The sequence below is a fragment of the Ferdinandcohnia sp. GQ5 genome, assembly GCF_059759275.1.
In genome coordinates this window covers 266332-289528 of the sequence record NZ_JCAXEW010000004.1, presented here as the reverse complement: position 1 = coordinate 289528, position 23197 = coordinate 266332, and the positions used below count along the sequence as shown (strand labels likewise).

Genomic DNA, 23197 nt, shown 5'->3' with positions numbered 1-23197 from the left:
AAGGCTGCCATGTTGATTATGGCAGCCTTTCTATCTTTTAGTTTTCTGGAACAAAGTAAATCACAGATGGACCTGATGCGCCGCCTGGAAGACTTGTAACAAAATCATATTGATTCCCGTTGGCTCCAATGTTTTCAGACGCAAACTTCCATGCATTTACATAGCTTAGGAAGCCGGTCGTGTTAAGGTGACCGTTCCATTGCATCACAAAATGGCCAAATCCACCTGATGGATTATCATAGATTGAGAGTTGCAGTGGACGATGTAAACTGTTTTCCACTTTAACGTCTAAATCATATAACACACCATAATTCCCATTGTTAATTACCGGCTTGTTTCCATCCACAACACTAATACCTTCTTCATATTCTCCCGGTAACTTATCGCTCCATTGACCATAGGCAGCAGATGAGAGGCGAATATAGGCATTTCCTAAAGCAGTATCATACGTAAGTGTACCTTCACGATCAAAGTGTGGAAAACTTCCGCGAACATGTGAGTCTGGCGGTAAGATATCAACAGAAAGTGGGTCAGCTGGTCGTTCTACGTAATTAAGAATCGTTGCAGTGACAGTGGCTGGCTGATTCCCATGTTTTGTATAAACATCATATTGGGCAATCCCACTAACCGTTTCTCCGTCGGGTGCACTTGTTTCCAAGAAATAGCTCTCACCAGGCTGTAGGGTCTGAATGTATTTTTTTTCAGCCTTTTCTTCTAGGAATTGTACTAACGCTTCCTTCCCAGCAACGTCTGGATAAATACTAGCTGTAGCGCCAACTCCTTTAGAGAACAACATTACTGGTTCCGCCGAGGTATTGGTTAGGGCAACGCTGACGATTCGAGTCTCTCCACTTGTATTCTGATGATGCCAAAATACACGAAATTCTCCTGTAGCGGAGTCGCGATAAAACGCACCACTGTCAGAGTATGTTTCTGGAGAATCACTCAGTATCAGTTTTCCTCCTGTTTGTTTTAATTCAGGCTTTTCTAGATGAACAGCGGGTTGAAGTGTTTCGATTGGTACATAATTTTCATTGGCGAATGTCTGATTTGGCAAAAGAAATGCCAATAAAACAGTACCTAAGACTAAAGCAGACTTCATTTTCATTTTGTTTTCCTCCTCTCCATTTTATTGAAATCCCAATGACAGTTGTTCAATCATTTAGAGGTTGGGATGGGAATTCAATATTAATTTACTTTCGATATTTGATGGATTATTCCTCCATTTTTTATATAAATGAGGAAAAAGTCCCCATTTTTAACAGATGAGTGATGAACAAGTTAACGTCTACATGTAAATAAATGGTGGGACAAGGGACCTGTCCCCTTGACCCAGCGGGGAGAATTTTGTATTCTTGAGTTGGAGGATATATTCTCTTTTGTGTAAAATGGAGGAATATTCCTTCAAACTATTTTAGCAGTAAAAAAGGAGATTTTTATAATGCCAAAGACAGAGAACGTAAACCCTCTTTTAATTATTACATCTGTATATAACTCGCTTACGAAAACAGAGCAAAAGGTAGCGGATTATATAATGGAACACCACAAGGAAGCAGTCTATTCGTCTGTTACCGATTTAGCGGAAGTGGTAGGGGTTGGAGAAACTACTGTTTTGCGCTTTTGTAGAAAACTAGGATATCGTGGCTTTCAAGAGTTTAAATTGGCTGTCGCACAAAACCTAATGGAAGTTGATGAACAAGTATATGGAAAGATTGAGGAAAATGACTCCCTTGATGTGATTGCGAAAAAGATAGCGAATCAAAATGTAAGTGCTTTAAATGATACAGTCGCCCTACTCCAAGATCCTACTATACAGACAGCGGTCGAAAAGATTAATAGCGCCAAGAAAATCTATTTTTTCGGGGTTGGTTCTTCAGGATTCACGGCATTAGACGGCAAACATCGATTTATGAGGCTGGGCTATGATACAGAACATGTTTCTGATTCACATATCATGTCAATGACTGCTTCGTTATTAGGCAAAGAAGATTTAATTATTGCCTTGTCTTCATCAGGAAGCACAAAGGACGTCGTTGATGCAATTGAAATTGCGAAAGAAAATAATGCGTTTATCATCTGTATTACAAACCAGGCGAGGTCACCGATTACAAAATATGCGGATTTAATTCTGTTGGCTGCAAATAAGGAATCCCCATTTGAAGGTGGTATTTTCTCTTCAAAGATTGCTCAGCTTTTACTATTAGATGTTCTAGCAACAAATGCAGCTCTTAAGAATAAAGAACAAACATTTAGAGCGATAAAAAATACAGCGGAATCAGTTCTTGATAAATTGTACTAGAGTGGATGTTCAAAACGGCTGGCGAAAATGTCATAGCGCTGGAGGAACTTCGACTAAAAGCTGACACATCCAGTGGAAGTTCGTTGGCTTGGTTTTTTAGTTCCTTGGAAAAGTAACCACTTTTCCGGCGTGCGAAACGGATTCAAGGAAGGAACATTCTTTGTGCTTACGTATTCACAATATACGTTGCGCTGTTCAAATCTGCACCGCCTCGAACTATTAACGCGCAGGATGGGCTAGTGTAGACAGTTGCACAGGACGTAGCGTTGTTGACGACGGGTCCTTTTCATCCTCCTTTTTGAACAAGAATCTAATCGAATAGAGAAAGGTGAAAATCATGGTTACTTCAAATAATAAGCTATTTGAGGTTCTCGAATATATAGTAGATCTGGTTCTATTAAACTTTCTATTTATTATATGTTCACTTCCTCTCGTAACTGCATACCCTGCCTTTGTTGCATTGGTGGGGGCGATTAAATATACATCAGAAGACGAACCGCTACCTGCATGGAAAATGTTTTTTAAGCTATTTATTCAGTATTTAATAAAAGGGATGAAAGTCTGGATGACTCTTCTTTTTATTTCGGTCGTCATCATAGGAGACATTTTCGCCTCCTTTTATTTACCAAATGAGTTACAGAATTTTCTTCTTCCTTTTAATATCATTATGATTCTTTTATTTTTCGGGATATTTAGCTATCTTACAAAACTATTTATATTGGGTGAGCATCGTTTAAAACCTTTAGTATTTCGGAGTTTTGTTCTATTTTTTAGAAAACCATTAAAGCCTTTACTCATCATCATAATCAATACAATGATTGTGATTTTATCAATCTATTTAGGATACGTTCCTTTTTTAATCTCTTTCAGTCTTCTTGCCTTTACCTACTATTTTGTCATGATGGCAAGAGATTATGAGACGGAGAATAGTTAGATTAAAATAAAAAATGGAGATTTTTTTATTTTTTTATAAAAAAGGTGGATTTAATCTCCAAAAGGTGATACATTTCTAATAGATAGAAAATTCTCTATTGAAAGCGTTTAATCAAAAAGGGTTTTGAAGTCTAGTAGGGGGTACACAAAGAGAGTTGCTATTAGAGATCAAAATTCAAAAAATTCCAAATGAGGTGGGGAAAAAATGAGTAGATTCAAAAAAGTACTATCCGTAGCAATGGTGTTTTTACTTGTTTTAGGTGTCTTAGCTGCATGTAGTTCTGAAGATTCAGGAACAAAAGATTCAGGCTCAGATAAAGCAAAAGGCGGGGACGAAGAGACAACAGTTGAATTTTGGACCATTTCGCTTCAACCAACATTTAATGATTACTTCAATGATCTTATTGCGAAATATGAAGAAGAAAATCCAAACGTAAAAATCGATTGGAAGGACTTCCCTTATGATGCAGTACAAAACAAATTATTAACAAGTATTGCAAGTAAGCAAGCTCCAGATGTAGTTAACTTAAATACAGTTATGGCTCATCAAATGGCGTCAAAAGGTGCGTTAGTAGACTTCAATCAGGCATTAACAGATGAGCAAAAGGGTATATATTTTGAAGGAATCTATGATTCTACTGTACAAGGTGATGGTGCATATGCCCTTCCATGGTATACAGGTATTCCGGTTCTTTATATCAATAAATCATTAGCAGAAAAAGCAGGTATCGATTTAAATAATCCGCCACAAACAAAAGAAGATCTAGCAGCATGGGGTAAACAAATTGCTGACAAAACAGATTCTTTTGGATACGTATTCACAATGGAAACTCGCTCTATCCTTGAAGAAGGTTTCAAAATTGTAGAAGGCGATAAAGCAATCTTCAATAACGACGAAGTAAAAGAATATATCCAAGGCAATATCGATTTAATCGAAGCAGGGGTTATTCCAAAGGATATTCCGAACTTTAGTAAGCAGGTTGAGCTGTTTGGTAGTGAACAAGTAGGGATGATCATCTCAAGTTCTTCATTTATTAACCAATTAAAAACAGCTTCACCAGATGTATATGAAAATACAATCGCGGTTCCAGCACCAGTAGGAAAAGCGGGCATTCGTTTTACAAACACAATGAACCTAGTTGTTCCTAAAGAATCTAAGAATGTAGATGCTGCAACAGCATTTGCACATTATGTAACAAATGATGCGAATCAATTAGCATTCTCGAAAGTAGCAAACACACTTCCATCTACTAAAGAAGCTGCGAAGGATGAGCACTTCTATAAAAATGATGGAACTTTAGAAGGACAAGCTTTAACAGCATCTGTTGAAAGTTTAGACAAAGCAACAGATTTCTACCTTGGTGTTGAAAACGCAGGCGATGTAGATAGTGCAATCAATAAACATCTACAAAATATCTACATCAATGATGAAGACCTTGATGCAGAGCTTGAAGCAGCTGAAAAAGAAGTTAATGATATTTTAGCTCGTTAATATATGAAAATTGAATGGGCAGATGAACATCTGCCCATTTACTTTTATCCAGCAAAAGCTGAATAAGAGGTAAGCCTTTTGCGTTGCCGCAGATTTTATCATGGAACTTTTTATAAAGTAAGATCCAAAGACTAAGGCTTCATACCCCCACTTCCTGTGGAAACGTCTTTGTGACCCACATCATGTGGACTTACTAATCTGCGCAATACGAAAAGGTTTTAGAAGATTAGGAGGGAATAACCTATGGGAAAGAAAAGAGCCCACAGTTATAGCAGATTCAACGAGGTACAAACTGCATGGCTTTTTATGGCGCCAGGGTTGATATTGCTTGCTCTATTCACCTTTTGGCCGATCATTTTCAGTCTTCCTTTGGCATTTACGAACTATTCGGTTATAGGAGAAACATCGTTCGTAGGACTGGACAACTTTAAACGTGCATTTTCTGACGTTGATTTTATTGCTTCGCTTAAAAACTCTCTACTCTATATGATTATTGTGCCTTTTATCCAAATTATCTCCATCTTGATGGCAATTCTAGTAAATCGAAAAATGGTAGGTATTAAGTTTTTTAGAACGGCTTATTATATTCCAGTTGTTACATCAATGGTTGCTGTTGCCATTATTTGGGGTTGGTTGATGAGTTCAAATGGGGTTCTCAACTATCTCTTAATGTCAATTGGAATATTAGATGAAAAAGTGAATTGGTTATCGGATAAAGATACCGCTCTATGGGCCCTCATGTTTATCACATTATGGAAGGGCTTGGGTTACTATATGATGATTTATCTTGCTGGCCTACAAGCAGTCCCAACCGATTGTATTGAGGCAGCAAGAATCGATGGTGCTAGTAACTGGCAAATCATTAGTAAAATCACGATTCCGTTATTAAAGCCATATGTATTCTTATGTACGTTAGTCTCCTTAATGGCAGCGATTCGAGTGTTTGATGAGGTATTCGTATTAACGTCTGGTGGACCTGGTAATGCAACTTTAACAAGTAGTGTCTATATCTACCAGCAGGGATTCGAACAATTTGAGTTTGGCTATTCATCTGCACTAGGATTAGTCGTAAGTTTCATTATCATGTTCTTCAGTATTTTCGTCTTCCTGTTTAACAAGAGGGGTGGTGTAAATCCATATTAATATGGATGAACCTATGAAAAATACGAATCTATTTAAAAAAATTGTCAGTAAAACAATCGTTTATGTGTTGTTAATCTTATTTGCCATCTTCATGATGGGGCCATTTCTTTGGCTAATCAGTGTGTCACTCATGCCTGGTAAGAATATTTTCGCGTTTCCACCTGCGATACTGCCAACTTTTATTGACTTCAAAAACTATATAGAAGTTTGGGAGTATATGGATTTTCTTAAATATATTTGGAACACCGTGATCATCACCTTCTTAGGTGTCACATTAAGTATTATATTTAGTGCTTTAACAGCATATCCGTTAGCTATTTTCAATTTTAAAGGAAGAAATGTCATTTTCATGTTACTCGTATCGACAATGATTATTCCTGCAGCTGCAGGACTTGTTGTTAACTATTTAACGATTAATAATTTGGGGTTAATTAATACATTTACCGGGGTAGTCCTTCCAACACTGGTCTCTGTATTTAACGTCTTCCTCTTTAGACAAGCATTCATGGGGATTCCAGGCGATATCAGGGATTCAGGAAAAATGGACGGCGCTTCCGAATTCCGGATTTGGGTTCAATTAATGATGCCAATGATCAAACCAGCAGTCGCAGTTGTGGGCTTGTTTGAATTTATGGCGAACTGGAATAGTTTCCTTTGGCCGATCATTGTCCTAGATACAGAAAAATACCCATTAGCTTCAGCATTAAGCTTTTTAAATGGTCAGTTCTCCTATAACTTTGGGTGGATTGCTGCAGGTACAGTAATCTCAGTAATACCCATCATATTCGTGTTTTTATTCACTCAGAAATATTATATGGAAGGACTTGCAGGAGCGGTTAAAGGATAAACCACCTGAAATAAAAAGTGCTAAGAAAAAGGGAGATATCAAATGTATAAAATTGCTTACATCCCACTAGACGAACGCCCATGTAACTATGACTTCCCAAGCCTTCTGTGGGACAGGGGGACAGGTCCCTCGTCCCACGGTGAAGTGAATCTCGTACGACCAGATTTGAGTCTGATGGGAGATAAAAAAACACCTGGAAATACGGAAAAGATTTGGGAATGGCTGTTCGAGGAAGCGGTGGATGCAGACGGTCTCATTCTATCAATCGATACATTGTTATATGGCGGAATCATTCCGTCTAGATTGCACCATTTAACATTGGATGAGTGCAGAGATGTGTTAGCGAGGCTTTCACAAATTAAGGAAGTTAATCCAGAAGTAAAAATATACGCATTCAACTTAATCATGAGATGTCCGAAATATTCAAGCAGTGATGAAGAACCGGACTATTACGAGGATTGGGGAAGTGAAATCTTCCAATATGGCAGATTGCATCACTTACTTTCTGCCAATCTTGCATCTGAAGAAGATGAAAAACAGTACGAAGAACTTAAGCAACAGCTTCCAAAAGAGGTTGTAGATGACTATCTTTCTCGCAGAAAAGTCAATGTTGAAGTAAACAAGCTTGCCCTTGAATATGTGAATAATGGAACGATTGATTTTATGATCATTCCACAAGATGATTCTGCACCTTACGGTTGGACGGCGATTGACCAGCAGGAGGTAAGGGGAGCGATTGCTACTCATCATCTCGAGTTAGATGTATACATGTATCCAGGTGCAGATGAAGTAGGTTGTACGATGCTAGCGAGAATGCTCAACAACTTTAAAGGGAAAAGACCATTGGTCTATCCAGTCTTCTCAAGTATGCAAGGCCCCTCTGTCACACCTTTGTATGAGGATCGCCCATTAATGGAGACTCTCAAATATCAAATTTTAGCAGCGGGTGGACTGATGACTTCAAGTCTTGCTGAAGCTGATCTTGCTCTATTTTTAAATTCACCCGTAGAGCCTATGATGGAGGCTGCCTATCAAGATAGTCTAAGTACAAAATATCAGGTGAATCGTAACTTAATTGATTTTGTGGAGCAGCTCGAATTTACAGTAAAGGAAAGAAACATACCGTGCGTGGTGGCTGATGTTGCATTTGCTAATGGTTCAGATTTAGGCCTTCTCAAGCTATTAAAAAGGAAGAATCTTCTTTTTAAATTAGCGGGGTATGCAGGCTGGAATACGAGCTCGAATACACTGGGAACATGCATTGCACAAGGGATGTTCTATCATGTTTATGGAAATACACAAACTCATAAGGATTTTCTAGCACTACGCTATGTCGAAGATGCGGGATATTGTAGCACAGTCAGAAAAAATGTTACAAATAACATCCTGCCAGAGTTAGGATATGACTATTTCCTTGTTGACGGAAAACGTGGAAAGGTTTCTGAAATTGTGCAGGAACAATTAACTGCGTTTATAAAAGAGAATCTTATCGACGAAGAAAATGAACTACGAATTACAGATTGCTACATGCCATGGAGCCGAATGTTTGAAGTTGGCTTAAAAGTTGAACATATCCGGGTCAGAGGGACAGGTTCCTCGTCCCTGTAAAAAAATGGTGGGACAAGGGACCTGTCCCTGTGTCCCAAAAAGGAGTTGCTGCTAGTGATGGATCGCAGAATTTCAGATGTTGTTGTGATTGGTGGAGGTTTAGGAGGGTGTATGGCTTCCTTGGCTGTTGCCAAAATGGGGTTAAAGGTCATTATGACGGAAGAAACAGATTGGCTAGGCGGACAGCTTACGAGTCAGGCGGTACCTCCGGATGAACATAAATGGATTGAAAGATATGGTTGTACAGCCACTTTTAGTGAATTTAGAGATCGTGTGCGCCAATATTATCGCGATAACTATCCGCTTACGAAGGAAGCATTGGAGAATGACATTTTGAACCCTGGAAATGGTTGGGTAAGCCGGTTAGCTCATGAACCAAAGGTTTCATTAAAGGTGATTGAGGATATGCTTGCCCCATACATTAACAGTGGGAAAATAACAGTCCTTTACAACTATAAGCCTTTAGAAGCAAAAACTGAAGAGGATGTTGTAAAATCTGTCACCGTTACTCACATTAGCGAGCCTAAAAAGATCGAGTTGATTGGTCAATATTTCTTAGATGCTACCGAATGTGGAGATGTTTTACCAATTGCCGGTGTCGAATATGTAACTGGAGCAGAATCAATGAAAGAAACTGGTGAACCGCATGCTTTAGAAGAGGCGAATCCAATCGATATGCAATCCTTTACCTATGTGTTCGCAGTGGACTATGTAGAGGGTGGAAATTTTGTAATCGATAAGCCAGAACAGTATGACTTTTGGCGTGAATATATGCCGAGTTTCTCTCATTTGCCTCTCTTTAGCTGGTATGCAACAGATGCGGATGATACATCGAAGCTTAAGCAGTTTACACTTTTTCCAAATGATGAAGATATTCCTTCCTTATTTACATATCGAAGAATACTAGATACAGAGAATTTGGAAGGGAATTTATATGAAGGTGACATTTCCCTTATCAATTGGGCGCAAAATGATTATTTTTTAGGTCCAATTTATGAAGTACCTGAAGAGGAAATTGAAAAAAACCTATTTAATGCAAAACAACAAAGCTTGTCTCTTTTATATTGGCTGCAAACAGAAGCACCTAGACTTGATGGAGGGAAAGGATTCCCTGGATTAAGACTTCGCAAAGATGTATTGGATACAGAGGATGGCCTAGCGAAATATCCTTACATTCGTGAATCAAGAAGAATAAAAGCTGTTTACACCATTACAGAACATGACGTTAGTAAAGAAATAAGAGGAGACCAAGGGATTTGTGAGTATTACGATAGCGTTGGTGTTGGTAGCTATCATCTAGATTTACATCACACAACGGTATCAAACCGAAGCTTTTATATCCCGAATTTCCCATATGAAATACCGCTTGGCGCTCTATTGCCAGTGCGTGTAAAGAATCTGATTCCTGCTTGTAAAAACATAGGGACTACCCAAATTACGAATGGTTGCTACAGGCTTCATCCAACAGAATGGAATATTGGAGAATCAGCAGGTTACTTAGTGGCGTATTCACTCTTAAACAATGTGACTCCGCATCAGGTGAGAGAACAGCAGGAGTACTTAGATGACTATCAAAATCTATTAGTAAATCATGGCGTTCAGCTACACTGGCCAGATGATATTGACTTATAAGGGGGAGAAGACCAAATGGAACAACCAAATATATTATGGGTTGACTTTTTAGCAAATGGTTCTCGATTATTAGACCCGGAAAAAATGAAAGAGTTAATCAAACATGCCGTTAGATGCGAGATTACACATCTTGTAGTGGATGCAAAAATTCCATATGGATTTACAACGTACCCAAGTGAGTTTGCCTATCATGTAAGTGAATTGAAGGATGAGCAATATCACGAATGGAAAGGCCGAGACTTTCTTCAAGAAATGATTCATTATGCAAAAGGATCTGGGATGAAAGTAATCGCAAATGTCGATGTATTTGCAGAAGGAAATGGAATCGATAAAGAAGGAATGGTCTATGCCAAGCCTGAGTGGCAGGTAGTTCACTATGACCAAGCCCTTTCAAATATGCCAACAGCTGCGGAAAACCACAATGATCCTACGGTTTTTGTGAATCCGATTCATCCAGAAGTAGAGGCCTATGAACTAAATATCGTTCAAGAGATTGTAAGCAAGTATGAAATAGATGGCGTTGTTTTGGACAGATGCCGCTATCCGAATATATATGGAGATTTTAGTAGCTTGAGTCGTTCAAAGTTTGAAGCTTATATCGGTCAAGAAGTTATCAACTGGCCGCAGGATATTATGACTGTTGAGGATAAGAAACCTGTTTTTGGTCGTCTTTTTCCGAAATGGGCGGAGTTCCGTGCGAAGAATATTAAAAACTTTGTTCAAAAAGCAAAAAATGTGGTTAAAACAAGGAATTCAGATTTGATTTTCACAATCTATGTGGGATCGTGGTATCCATTATATTATAACGAAGGCGTTAACTGGGGGAGTGAGACATATCACCCTACGTTGGATTGGACTTCAGATACGCACAACACGTCTGGATATGCAGAGGAATTCGATTTTATCATGACAGGCTGCTATTACCCGGAGGTAACAATTGAGGAAGCGTTAGCAAACGAAAGACCTGCAACTTGGTATAGTGTTGAGGGCGCGATAGAGATGAGTCAGGAAGCAATTAATGGACAAATTCCAGTGATTGCGAGCTTATATTTAAAAGATTATGCCGACAATGTTGAACAATTTAAAAAGGCTGTGCAGCTTTGTAAGGAAAAATCAAATGGAGTTATGCTGTTTGACACAGTGTATTTAGAGGATTATCAATGGTGGGATGAGCTAGAAAAATCCATTAGTAAGTAATTGGAGTGGATGACATGGAAAACAAACAAGGGTTTTTTGACAAAATATATAGAAGGTTAGTTGTATCTTGCCAAGCATTACCGGATGAGCCTCTTCATAGCCCCTATATTATGAGTAAAATGGCTGTAGCTGCAACTCAGGCAGGTGCAAGTGGTATTAGGGCTAACAGTGTTGAAGATATCCATGAGATAAAGAAGGTAACCAACCTGCCAATCATTGGAATCATTAAACAGGATTACGATAACTCGGAGGTTTTTATCACCCCAACATTGAAAGAAATAGAGCTTCTTGTAAATGAAGGTGTCGATATGATTGCGCTAGATGCGACAAGCCGAGTACGACCAGATGGCCATACAATTACTGAGATTTTTCCAGAAATCAGACGAACATATCCTGATCAACTCTTTATGGCGGACTGCTCAACTTTAGAAGAGGGCATTCAAGCAGAAAAAATAGGATTTGATGCGGTTGGGACCACATTGTCAGGCTATACCGAATACACGAAGGATGTAAAACTGCCCAATATTAAGTTGATAAAAGAATTTGTGGAACATTTGAGTGTACCAATCATTGCTGAGGGTGGAATTTCATCGCCCGAGGAACTAAAGGAAGTCATGGCAACAGGAGTCCATTCAGCAGTAGTTGGATCCGCAATCACACGTCCACAAGAAATAACAAAACGATTTCTAAATGCTTTACAGGATTAGGGACAAGGGGACAGGTCCCTTGTCCCTGTAAAAATATGGTGGGACGAGGCACCTGTCCCTGTGACCCAGTGAGGTGAGAGAGAGATGAAAATATTTGCTGCGGATATTGGTGGGACATCGATCAAAATCTGTGTGACTGATGAGAGCGGCACGGTTCAGATTTTTGATGAGGTTGAAACGGAGAGTAAAAAAGGTGGTCCACATATTATTCAAAAATTGGGAGATATCATCGCTACTTACCCAGATATAGACGCAATCAGCATTAGTACAGCTGGTCAGGTAAATAGTGAAGAAGGGTATATTATCTACGCAAATGACAATCTACCAAACTATACTGGTACCCGGATAAAGGATTTACTAGAATCGAGGTTTAACGTACCTGTAAAGGTAGAAAACGATGTGAATTCAGCAGCTCTTGGTGAAAAATATTACGGGGTTGGCAAGGAATATCGTGATTTTCTATTTTTAACTTTTGGAACAGGTATTGGTGGAGCGATTGTAATCGATTCAAAGTTGTATCGCGGTTTTACGGGTAGTGCTGGAGAATTTGGCCATATGAATCTATATCCAAATGGAATCCAGTGCGGTTGTGGTAAGTTGGGGTGTTATGAACAATATGGCTCTACAACAGCCCTTATCAGGGAAGCGAAAAAGACAAATCCTGACTGTACGAACGGTAGACAGCTATTTGAAATGATTCAGCAAGGTGATGAACAGTTATATGAAGTTTTTGATAAATGGACGAATGAAGTGGCGCTTGGTCTTGCCAGTTTAATACATATCTTTAACCCTCCTTGTGTCATTTTGGGTGGAGGCATCATGGAACAGGACTTAGCTGTCAAGCTTGTATCGGAAAAGGTTCAAAAACACATTATGGACAGTTATTCAGATGTGATTATTTTGAGATCCAAAAATGGCAATAAATCCGGGCTTTACGGCGCGATATCGCTGCACAAAATTTAGCTAAAGGGGCTAAATACAATGAATAAATCCAATCGAACATTTTATAGTTCTCATTTAAACAAAACACTAGATTACATGGTCCTAACGTTAAGTGAAAATATTGAGGATGCTTATCTATTATACGTCCAGGATGGCCGTGATTATATAGAACTAGGTGGATTGGAGGACGCGATTCAGGATTTAGTATCTGCGAATCCCGAGTTGGCCAACCACCTTGTGCTCGTGCTGATTCACCCTGGGGATTCGATTGAAAGATGGGAATCATTTAGTCGAACAGGCGCCTTCTTTCATCAATACCTGCGTTTTATGAACGATGAGTTCATTCCTGAGTTTGAAAGAAACCTAGGGGTTAGCGTTTCTAGAAGAGGCCTCTTGGGGGACTCGTTGGCAGGGAATATAAGTATAAATATCGCATTAGAGAAGCCGGAAAGTTGGACGCATTTATTGCTTCAGTCTCCGGCTATTTCTGATGGGGATATTGAGCGGGTGGAAGAAGTGGACTTTGCAGGATGGAATGTGCTTCAAACCGTTGGGACTTATGAAGATGAATTTGTATCCTCAATTTCAGATCAAAAATTACTTATCTTAACTAGAAACCGAGAGTTATATAGAAGCTTTACAACGAAAAATATAAACGTGCAATACATCGAAACAGAAGATGAGCATCTGTGGAAAGTGTGGGAGCGGGATCTACCCCGTGCGCTTGACTTTTTCTGTTGGGACTGGTCCACTGCCCCTGTGAAGGAGGTTTGACATGAAGATACGTTTTACAGGTGATTTAGCCGAGGTACTAGATGGAGTTCGAATTCTTAGTGATGATTTGGGATTAGAAATGGCGGAGGATGGATACCCGATTGAAGTGGTAAATCGCCAAGGTCCGTTGGTCGTGACGAACAAACAGATCATCTTTGATAAGAAGATTCACTTTTTCAGAGGGTTAGGGTTATGGCTACAGCATATGGAAAAAAGCAATGAGTTCCATCTAACAGAAGAGCCTCAATTTGAAACAAGTGGGGCGATGATTGATGTTTCCAGGAATGCTGTTTTAACGGTAGACGGCATAAAAATGTTGTTGCGTAAAATGGCCGTAATGGGCTTAAACATGGCGATGGTTTATACAGAGGATACGTATGAGGTTCCAGATGTCCCGTATTTCGGATACATGCGTGGAAAGTATTCCGAACAGGAAATTCGGGATTGTGATGACTATGCGTTTCAATTAGGGATCGAAATGATACCGTGTATCCAAACATTGGCACATTTAAAGGAAGCGCTGAAGTGGGGCTATGCGAATGAAATTAAGGATACAGATGATATACTGCTCGTCGGTGAGCCGAAAACCTATGAATTTTTGAAACATTTGATTGAGGCTGCTGTTAGACCGTATCGGACAAAAAGGATTCATATCGGCATGGATGAAGCCTTGCAGTTAGGTCGCGGTAAATATATGGAGAAAAATGGGTATGATGACCGTTTTGAAATTATGAACAAGCACCTTCAGGAAGTTGTATCAATTACCGAGGAATTCGGCTTGGAACCAATGATTTGGAGTGACATGTATTTTCGTTTAGCTTCTAAAAACGGGAATTATTATGACTTTGATGAAACAATATTGGAACAGGTTAAACAATCTATTCCTAACGTCCAAATGGTGTATTGGGATTATTATCATGCCGATGAGGAATTTTATGAGGGAATGTTAAATACTCATAAACAAATTGTGCCCAATCCACTTTTTGCAGGAGGAATATGGACTTGGAATGGAATCTCTCCGAACTATGCGAGGGCCTTTCGAAATTCGGAAGCTGCTTTAAATGCCTGTAGAAAAACGGGAATTAAAGAAGTCTTTGCGACAATGTGGGGTGACAATGGAGCTGAAACTCCAATTCAAACTGCGCTTCCAGGACTGCAATTGTTTGCTGAGCACACCTATCATCAAGAAGTAAGCAGTGAGCATTTGGAAGAGCGTTTTTATTACTGCACAGGTTATCAGTTAAATGATTTCTTTTTGTTAAATCAATTGGACGAGGTCCCTGGAGTCATGAAAGATAATTTATATTCCTCAAACCCGTCTAAATTTTTGCTTTGGCAAGATGTCCTAATGGGACTGTTTGATGAAAACATTAAAGGATTGCCGCTTGCTAATCATTACAAAGGTTTAGTGGAAAAGCTTAAGGCGGCTAAGGAACGTAATCTAGGCGCTGAAAAATTGTTTTGCTTTTATGAGCAGCTAGCAAGAGTATTAAGCGAAAAGGCGGAACTGGGAAATCAGCTAAAGCTTGCCTATGATAAAGGGGATAAAGCAGGGGTTAAGATGTGTCTTGAAAAGGTAGAGGTACTTAGAGTTGAGATTGATGCTTTACGAAAGTCACACAGAGATGTATGGTTTACCGTCAATAAACCGTTCGGATGGGAAGTTCTAGACTTGCGTTACGGCGGCTTACTATCACGGTTGGAAACAGCACAATATCGATTAAATCAATGGCTGAACGGTCATATTACAACACTAGCCGAATTAGAAGAAGTGCGACTACGATACGACGGTCCAGAACAATTCCCCGAAAACGTAACTCTAGGTAGAGGCGAAACATACAACCGAATCGCCACAGCAAGCGCGACATAATGGTGGGACAGAGGGACATGTCCCTTGTCCCTGTAAAAAAATGGTGGGACGAGGGACCTGTCCCCTTGACCCAGATGGGGGGATGAAGTGTGCAAGAGGAGATGCAGTGGTACAATCCGAAGGAGGAGCCTTTTCGTATAAGTGGCTTTGCATGGTTTAACGTAGAAGAACGATATCGGCGACTACCTGTCAATTCAGATTTTCAAATTCCGCCACGTGTGGATGAGTTAGCGGATCATACGTCTGGTGGACAAATTAGTTTTCGCACGAATGCTACCAAGCTTGAAATAAAAGTAAAGCTAACGGATGCAGCTTACATGGGGCATATGACGGCTTCTGGTCAGTGTGGCTTTGATGTCTACGTGGGAGAGCCTGGGCAACAACAGTACTATAAAACGGCCATTCCATCACTTCTTGATCGATCTTATGAGAAAACAGTTTGGGATTTTACCAACAGTAATCAACACTCGATCGAGCATTCCAGAGAAGTAACGTTGTATTTTCCTTTGTATCAGGGGGTAGAAGAGGTTTTAATCGGAATTAATCCAAGCGCAATTATTGAACCACCTACTCCGTATTCTTCAGATAAACGAGTGATTTTCTATGGTACATCCATTACACAGGGGGCATGTGCAAGTAGGCCAGGTATGTCGTACACAAATATCCTTAACCGAAGATTTAATTTTGAATTTATTAATCTAGGATTCTCCGGAAGCGGGAGAGGGGAACAAGGGGTGGCCTTAACCATCAGAGAAATCGAACGTCCAGCCTGCCTTGTCCTTGACTATGAGGCAAATGTGTCGTACAAGGAATACAAAGAGACACTACTTCCTTTTATCGAGACCTATCGGGAGTATCATTCGGATGTTCCTATTCTCATCGTGTCAAGAATTCCATTTGTACATGATAAAGAAATAGGAGAATATGAAGATTATCAAAACCGTAGACAGTACTCCAAATCAACCATGGAAAAGTTAAAGCAACAGGGAGATACGAAAATTTCATTTATAGATGGATCAACATTGTTAGGCGAATATTGGCATGAATGCACAGTCGATCGGATCCATCCGAATGACTTAGGATTCATGGAAATGGCGAATCGTATGGAGAGTGCGTTTGCGTTTTTAAAGACCCAAAAAGGTGATTAGTGGGTCCTAGTCGATGCTCAGGAAACGATTATAAGTATTTGGGAGGGTTATTTTGTTATATTTTGAACAACAAATCAAAGAATATAAATCATATAAACCACCTTTAACAAAGACGGACGATTTCCACCCATTTTGGGAAGATACGTTAAAGGAGTCCGAGCAACTCCCTTTACAAAGCCATCTAGTAAGAGAAGAATATCCAATTAAGCAGATTGACGCCTATAAGGTTAGCTACCAAGGATTTGGTGGAACATCGATAAGAGGGCATTATATTTTACCGAAAGAGGCAAAGGGAAGTCTGCCTTGTATCATTTTGTACCACGGTTATGGCATGGATAAAGGGTCTATTTCAGATTATATGAAATGGGTTATACAAGGATATGCCGTTCTAGCGATTGATAATCGTGGGCATGGTGAAAGTAGCGACGACTCAGGCTATATAACGGGTACAAATGGAACGTGGGTGTTACATGGTATTTTAAACAAAGCCGAGTATTATTATCGAAAAGTATTCATCGATAGTAAACGCGCCATTGATTTTCTATTTTCAAGACCTGAAATCGATGAAAGTCGGATCTGCATTTATGGTGGCAGCATGGGTGGAGGTATCGCGCTAGCCGTGGCTGCCCTAGATAGTCGACCCAAATTAGTTATAGCTGATGTACCGAATATGTGTCATATTGAACTAGCAATTCAGCTGAAGCTAGAAGGATCGTTAGTTAGCCTCGAAAATTATTTAGCAAAGTATCCTGAAAAAACACATCGGGTTTTCCATAACCTTACTTACTTCGATAATCTGAATTTTGCCTCCATGATAAAAAGTAAGACGAGAGTAACGATTGCGCTGAAAGATCCGGTTTGTCCACCTCAATCGATTTTTGGCGTATATAATCATATTGAAGCAGAGAAGAGTTATGTCGTTTACCCGTTTACTGGACATAACGTTGGGAGCATTAGCTCACATCTTGATGATACGCTTAAGTATGTGAATGAGAATTTATAAAAGTAAGAAGTTCACGAAAACTTTATGAAAAAAAACAAGGCACAACGAGTGGCTAAACCCACTCATTGTGCCAGTTTGAATTGATTAGGATTTGTTGTGCAGCGAATCTGTCCCCATGTCTCCAGTTGCAGGGACAAGGGACCTGTCCCTGCGTCCCACTATTTTTTCGTAGTGTACGAGTCTTGTTTCGAATAGTTTCAATGGGTCGTAGTAGACTTCTGGGTTTGCTTTCATTTTTGCCAAGGTTTCTTTGTCTTGTTCGATACGACTGTTCGTTTGGTCAATCGCTTGTGATAGTCCATCTAAAGGTTCCTTGTAGAATAAGCTGACATCCTGTGGCAATGACCGCTTGAAAAAGTCGAATTGCTGCCAGAATTTACGTTGGATGGATTCCACAACTTCGGCATAGGACGCATTTTCTACATACTTTTTATATTGATTCAGCATGTAAGATTGTTGCTTTTGTGGTAGCAAGCCTAATACTTTGCCTGCGCCTTTCAGCAATACTTGCGCTGGATTGTGGCGAAGCATGATGTTTTCCTTATCAATTTGGATTTGATACGTCATGCGACCAATGTCTCGGTGCCAGTCTTCAACGACTTTAAAGTCGCATTCCAACTTGAGCTCTTTTTCAGGATAGACTTCTGACAGTGACTGAGTCATGTCATCTAAATAGTCTTGTGTCGCAACCAATTTCGAATTTGAGTTTTCGAGCCACTCTTGAAGCTTCGTTGAGAGACCTGGTAAAACCTCTTGAGAGAATAATCGCTGAATCTCTTCGTTCATTTTTTCATTTAACTCAATATGCAATTGGTTGAGGTTGCTGTCTTCTGTAATAATCTCCGAACACCCTGTAAGGATTTTTGGTATTTTTTCAGAAATATCTCGTTTAACATCCGAGATTACTTTGGAGAATGAATCTGTAATCTCTTTGCTCTTCTCGTTTTCCTTATCATGAAGGCTATTTAAAAATCCAGCTAATCTTGTATTGTATTCCTCATTATGCGCGATTACTTCAAGTAATTTGTTCTCTGCATCAGCACGTTTTTTTAACAGGCTGGAAATCACTTTTCTCAGTAAAAATAGTGTTTTTCCAACACGATAATTCGTTCCGAAGCTTACTTTAATATCACGTAAGAAGTTCATGTTTCGTACTGAATGAATCACCGCTTCAGGGAAATACTCATTTATTCTCACTGTGTCCAATGTATTTCGCAATACAAAATGTACAGGCGTATTCTTAGCGCTATGTTTAATTTGCGCGAGATAGTCAAAATCAGCCTCTGACAGGCTTTCCGCATCGCTCACGAATAAAACACCATCGACAACGGGTAAGAAGCCGAACGTTTTTCTCTTTTCCATAAAATACTCTTTATATCCAGTGGTATTCAATCGTAGTTCAGACGTCCGTAACTGGGCCGATGGCACTGTCACTTCTAAAATAGAGTCTGGAGTAATGGCTTCCTCCGGACTTGGTAGGGGATGACGACCAGCGTCCGACACGTCGGCTATTCCTTTTTCTGCTCCGTATTGAATGCTTGTATAATTAGAAAGAGTTGGAGTCAATAATTCCTCATCTAATATCGAATTTACAAAAGAAAACTTACCTTTTCCTAGAACAAGTAAATTCGTTGTTTTTGTATCAAAAAGTTGATCAAAGCCCCATACTAAACGGTCGCTCGTTTCGATATTATTTTTTCGAGCCCAATCAATGATGGTTTTCATGAAGTGGTGGCATTCATCTAGGGATAATGTACGGCTATGTGCATTTTCTAGGACAATTTCGGCCTCTTTTACGATTACCATTTTGATGGCGGAAGGGAAAATATCATCCCACGCCAGGATCGCTGCAGCTGCAGCTAACCCATTTGTTGCAGTCGTTGTGTTTAACCAATTGACTAGCAATTTTGGCATAAGCTGACCGATATCACGCAATAAATATTCACCAGTTGTTAATTTTATATATGCTTCCTCGAACAAGTGAGTAATGGTATGCCACTGTTCGTACGGATTGATTTCTAAATCCTTCATGATTTTTATGACGGCATGAAGCCAGTTTAGATATTCGCTCGTATTTTGATAGCTTTCCCAAACAGCTGCCATTAGTTGTTTAAATCTGGCCTGGTCAAGTTCATAGAGCTTGCGCAGTACCGAAACGAATGTATCGGGTGCAAATGAACTACTGTGCCCTAATCCGCAGTAATCAATTAAAGCATCAAACCATTCGATAGCCTCTGTTCGCTTCGTTTCATTAATCGCCAATTCAATCGCATTTTTCCAATCTTCTTGCTCCTCGTAAAATTGCTTGGCAACCGTTGTAAGATTCGGATAATCCGGATAACTTTCAACTGCTTCCTGAATAACACGATAAGCTGCCTCAACTTTATTATCCTCAAGATAGAGTGAGAATAGGCTCAACGAAACTTCACTTGTCAGGATTTTATTTGTCGAAATAATCGAGCCATACACTTCTTCCGCATTTGCGAGCAAGCCAAGCTCATAATACGCATCCGCAATATTCTTCTTCGCCCACTGCTCTAAGTCGTTTGAGATGTTCTCCCACTTATAAATTGCGGCTTCATAATCCTTGTAATGAAAATAAACTTCACCTTGCGCATAGCGTATATAGGACAGGTCATACAGCTCCTTCTCCTGTTCAGCCATATATGCTTCACCAAGAATCTCAACCGGATGCCTCGTATCATTTTCAGAAATAAAACTTTGATAGTACGTTTTTGTAATAAACTCATGCTCAGATGTCATATGTAAAACCTCCAATGCTAGGACAGTGGAATTGAGTGGGGAGTCTCGCCCAATGGGCAAAGTCCCATGTCAAGGTCTCGCCACGTTCTGGGACAAGGGACTTGGCTTGTGTCCCACTGTCTTGTGATGTTTTATTTGGTTCATTTCTCTTTTAAGGTATTCGTATACCAAATCATATATTAATACGTTTCGAAAGTGGATTTTATGTCGATTATTGGAAAATGAAAATAGTATTCTATTTAAAGTAATATCCGCCTTAACAGGATTGTACTAAATAGGAATGCTTTGTTCAATGAAACTTCTATTTTGGTGTAGTCGCTGAAAGAATATGGAGCGGTGTGAAAAAGTGGTAGGATGATGGGCTGAGTCCCTAGCCAAAACAAAGAAGGACCAAATCAATTGATTTGGTCCCTTTTCATATTTGAAGCTTTTTTAAACTTTCTATTTAATTTTTTATCAGTATCATTCTTTTTTACCTTATATTTAAAAAGTTCTCTTAAAAAAATTGCTGTTAATGTTAATAGTTTAATAATAAACAGAATTTTCCTCATGATATCCCCCGATTTCTACTCCCTAGAATTGGACGGCTCCTTCTGTATTTTACCATATACTTGCGAAATTTAAATATTCCTATATACTCACGGTGGGTTAAGGTAACAGGTCCATTGTACCTGTAAATAAATGGTAGGATGAGGGGCCAGTTCCTGCGTCCCAGAATGGTATTTCGTTTAGTTGCCAAAGGCCAATTAGAAGGGGGAGCAGTATAAGGAGGTAAATTAGGTTAAACCTCGTCTTACTTGTTGTGTGTTGCTGCCTTGTTAATAATAAGGCGATCAGCATGGGCACCATCAATCCAACTGTTACGCCAAGTAAATTTGCAACTGCATCTAAAAACTCCGTTCTCCTGTCGACAATGTTTAATTGCCGATACTCCTCGAAAATGCCCAGCAATACTAAATACAACCACATAGTCCGAAGACTATTCAACAAATATGAGCGGTCAATAATTAAAAGGATCACAACTCCAATAAAAAGTGAAATGAAAAAGAAAAGCAAGAAATGTCCAACTTTATCAGCACCGAAAACAAGCTCATAATTTATCTTCAATTTAAATCACCTTATCAGAATTATGGACTGAAAGGGATGTATATAAACATAATCAGATACTGAGGTACCACTTTTCTACCGAGCTATATATTTATGACAAGTAATTCATTTATATAACAAATACATATCAGCCGTTACTCTTGCTGGATACATTACATACCCTATTTTATAAATATAATTCGAAGGGTGAGATCTATATATGTATCAAATTACAAGAGATTATATAAAGCTTGGCAACTCACGTAGCGGACAACCCATTAACCGAGTTAAATTTATAGTTAGTCACGATACCGCGAACCCTGGAAGTACTGCATATAATAATCAAAGCTATTTTAATAACAGTCAACCTTCAGCATCAGCTCATACATTTATAGATGACAAGTATATCTTAGAGATTATCCCATTAACGGAAAAGGCTTGGCATGTCCAATACAATAAACCAACTGACAACCGCTTATTCGGTGAAGATGCAAATGATGCCGCGATTGGAGTGGAACTTTGTTGGGGAGGAAATATAAACTTTGATGAAGCCTATAAGAGATACGTTTGGTATCACGCATACCTTTGTGAAAAATTTAATTTAGATCCGAAAAGACATATTGTATCCCACAAAACGTTAGATCCGCAAAGAAGAAGCGATCCTGAAAATGCTTTGAGTCGGTATGGTATCACTTGGACTCAATTTATCGAAGATGTGAGTAAAGTCTTTAATGGAGAGCCTGAAAAAGATGGCGTATATTGGGATGGCATGGAAATGAAACCTGGCCAAATTGGACGAATTAGAGTTCTAAAGCGCATTAATCTTTGGAAGCGTGTGGATGTTTGTAATGTAGAAGAATGTGCGTATTGCAGGAACAAAAAACCTGAATTAAAATTTGAAAGAATTCTTAATCCAGGCGAAACCTATCGTGTATACAGTTATGATGGATTATATGGTGGACAATATGGTGTGGGAGCTGGCTACTACGTAACTAACATGGAAGGCTATATCAAGTACGAAACACCATCGAAAGCTAAATTAAAAGAGCTTGAAGAATTTAATAAGGAAGTTAAATAAAGTTTATCTTAAATTTAAATAGAAATTAATAATCCCAATGACAAAAAGTACCTAATCGAAAATTAATTAGGTGCTTTTTGTCATTCATTGCTTTAAATATAGTCCATTCTGGGACACGGGACCTGTCCCTGTGACCCAGCTGTGGCTAGAATTTTGACCTATTAAAAACTATTAGCAAGTATTGTCATAGTTGCACTTATTATGATTGCCGCGATTGGAAGTAAAATATAAAGTAGTGTCTTATTTCTTTTTCTTTTTCTTTCCATTTCTTCTGGGGTTACCCATGTGCCCATACTTTTTTCCTCCTCGTTTTCGGTAACTGGCTGACTTGGTCGATAGGACTTTAGTCCCTATAGCTTTGCGTCCTCACGTTTCCGTAATTTTGCTTTGATCCAACGATTTTTTTCGAATCCTGTATTATTATCGTCGCATTTTGTCGAATTGTTAATAGGTAAATAGAACTATAATAATTCTACATACTGGGAAAGTAAATCAAAACTCGAAGAATTGGGATTCCTTAAAAAATAAATTCTGTGTTCAAAGAAACCCCAAAAGACTATTACATAACAAGGAGTGTGAAAAAGATAAGTGGGACAAGGGACCTGTCCCTGTGAACAGAAATAGGTGATGTGTAATCAAGTATATATATAGGAAGATTGTAAAAAGTAATTATGT

The 23197-nt window shown here is 39.1% G+C and carries 18 protein-coding genes, 1 pseudogene and 1 riboswitch; of the genes and pseudogenes, 15 read left to right on the top strand and 4 right to left on the bottom strand.

What is annotated here, in order from left to right; all coding sequences use genetic code 11:
• Positions 1 to 37: 37 nt before the first annotated feature.
• Complete coding sequence (locus AC6CHV_RS07290; RefSeq protein ID WP_121445705.1) at positions 38 to 1108, bottom strand: hypothetical protein; 1071 nt, start codon at positions 1106 to 1108, stop codon at positions 38 to 40.
• A 333-nt stretch (positions 1109 to 1441) separates the two neighbouring features.
• Here AC6CHV_RS07290 and AC6CHV_RS07285 point away from each other — a divergent pair, with 333 nt between their 5' ends.
• The 14 genes from AC6CHV_RS07285 to AC6CHV_RS07220 all read left to right on the top strand — a co-directional run bounded on the left by AC6CHV_RS07285 (position 1442) and on the right by AC6CHV_RS07220 (position 17595).
• Positions 1442 to 2299, top strand: a complete 858-nt coding sequence (locus AC6CHV_RS07285) for an SIS domain-containing protein (protein WP_121445706.1) — start codon at positions 1442 to 1444, stop codon at positions 2297 to 2299.
• A 337-nt stretch (positions 2300 to 2636) separates the two neighbouring features.
• Positions 2637 to 3233: a DUF624 domain-containing protein gene (locus AC6CHV_RS07280; protein ID WP_498078486.1), complete on the top strand. Its 597-nt coding sequence runs from the start codon at positions 2637 to 2639 to the stop codon at positions 3231 to 3233.
• 204 nt (positions 3234 to 3437) lie between these two features.
• Positions 3438 to 4724 (top strand): extracellular solute-binding protein, encoded by a 1287-nt coding sequence (locus tag AC6CHV_RS07275; protein ID WP_121445708.1) that lies wholly within the window; start codon positions 3438 to 3440, stop codon positions 4722 to 4724.
• 243 nt (positions 4725 to 4967) lie between these two features.
• Entirely contained in the window at positions 4968 to 5867 is a 900-nt protein-coding gene (locus tag AC6CHV_RS07270; protein WP_498078485.1) for an ABC transporter permease subunit, read from the top strand.
• A gap of 13 nt (positions 5868 to 5880) precedes the next feature.
• Entirely contained in the window at positions 5881 to 6714 is an 834-nt protein-coding gene (locus AC6CHV_RS07265; protein WP_341333031.1) for a carbohydrate ABC transporter permease, read from the top strand.
• A 42-nt stretch (positions 6715 to 6756) separates the two neighbouring features.
• Complete coding sequence (locus AC6CHV_RS07260) at positions 6757 to 8322, top strand: DUF4127 family protein (protein WP_440274027.1); 1566 nt, start codon at positions 6757 to 6759, stop codon at positions 8320 to 8322.
• A 57-nt stretch (positions 8323 to 8379) separates the two neighbouring features.
• The gene (locus tag AC6CHV_RS07255) at positions 8380 to 9954 is read left to right on the top strand and encodes an FAD-dependent oxidoreductase (RefSeq protein WP_498078524.1); all 1575 of its coding nucleotides are present in this window, start codon (positions 8380 to 8382) and stop codon (positions 9952 to 9954) included.
• Positions 9955 to 9969: 15 nt separating this feature from the next.
• Positions 9970 to 11151 carry an alpha amylase family protein gene (locus AC6CHV_RS07250; protein WP_440274026.1) on the top strand — a complete coding sequence of 394 codons (1182 nt, stop codon included), beginning with the start codon at positions 9970 to 9972 and terminating at the stop codon, positions 11149 to 11151.
• 14 nt (positions 11152 to 11165) lie between these two features.
• On the top strand, positions 11166 to 11858 hold the full coding sequence (locus AC6CHV_RS07245; protein ID WP_440274025.1) for an N-acetylmannosamine-6-phosphate 2-epimerase: 693 nt from the start codon (positions 11166 to 11168) through the stop codon (positions 11856 to 11858).
• An 84-nt stretch (positions 11859 to 11942) separates the two neighbouring features.
• Complete coding sequence (locus AC6CHV_RS07240) at positions 11943 to 12821, top strand: ROK family protein (RefSeq protein WP_440274024.1); 879 nt, start codon at positions 11943 to 11945, stop codon at positions 12819 to 12821.
• Between the two features lie 18 nt (positions 12822 to 12839).
• Complete coding sequence (locus tag AC6CHV_RS07235) at positions 12840 to 13574, top strand: alpha/beta hydrolase (RefSeq protein ID WP_440274023.1); 735 nt, start codon at positions 12840 to 12842, stop codon at positions 13572 to 13574.
• A gap of 1 nt (position 13575) precedes the next feature.
• A complete protein-coding gene (locus AC6CHV_RS07230) occupies positions 13576 to 15444 on the top strand; it encodes a family 20 glycosylhydrolase (protein ID WP_498078484.1) in 1869 nt (622 codons plus the stop codon).
• Positions 15445 to 15533: 89 nt separating this feature from the next.
• Entirely contained in the window at positions 15534 to 16592 is a 1059-nt protein-coding gene (locus AC6CHV_RS07225; protein ID WP_498078483.1) for an SGNH/GDSL hydrolase family protein, read from the top strand.
• 52 nt (positions 16593 to 16644) lie between these two features.
• Positions 16645 to 17595 (top strand): alpha/beta fold hydrolase, encoded by a 951-nt coding sequence (locus tag AC6CHV_RS07220; RefSeq protein WP_498078482.1) that lies wholly within the window; start codon positions 16645 to 16647, stop codon positions 17593 to 17595.
• 84 nt (positions 17596 to 17679) lie between these two features.
• Here the strand turns inward: AC6CHV_RS07220 and AC6CHV_RS07215 are convergent, their stop codons facing one another.
• A complete protein-coding gene (locus tag AC6CHV_RS07215) occupies positions 17680 to 20358 on the bottom strand; it encodes a GTP-binding protein (RefSeq protein ID WP_498078481.1) in 2679 nt (892 codons plus the stop codon).
• A 648-nt stretch (positions 20359 to 21006) separates the two neighbouring features.
• Positions 21007 to 21465, bottom strand: a complete 459-nt coding sequence (locus AC6CHV_RS07210; protein ID WP_498078480.1) for a VanZ family protein — start codon at positions 21463 to 21465, stop codon at positions 21007 to 21009.
• A gap of 199 nt (positions 21466 to 21664) precedes the next feature.
• Between AC6CHV_RS07210 and AC6CHV_RS07205 the strand changes: the two are divergent.
• A pseudogene (locus AC6CHV_RS07205) lies at positions 21665 to 22174 on the top strand (peptidoglycan recognition protein family protein); the annotation flags it as partial.
• 509 nt (positions 22175 to 22683) lie between these two features.
• Here AC6CHV_RS07205 and AC6CHV_RS07200 read toward each other — a convergent pair.
• Positions 22684 to 22815, bottom strand: a complete 132-nt coding sequence (locus tag AC6CHV_RS07200) for a hypothetical protein (protein ID WP_498078479.1) — start codon at positions 22813 to 22815, stop codon at positions 22684 to 22686.
• A gap of 18 nt (positions 22816 to 22833) precedes the next feature.
• Positions 22834 to 22919: riboswitch (cyclic di-GMP riboswitch) on the bottom strand.
• Positions 22920 to 23197: the final 278 nt, after the last annotated feature.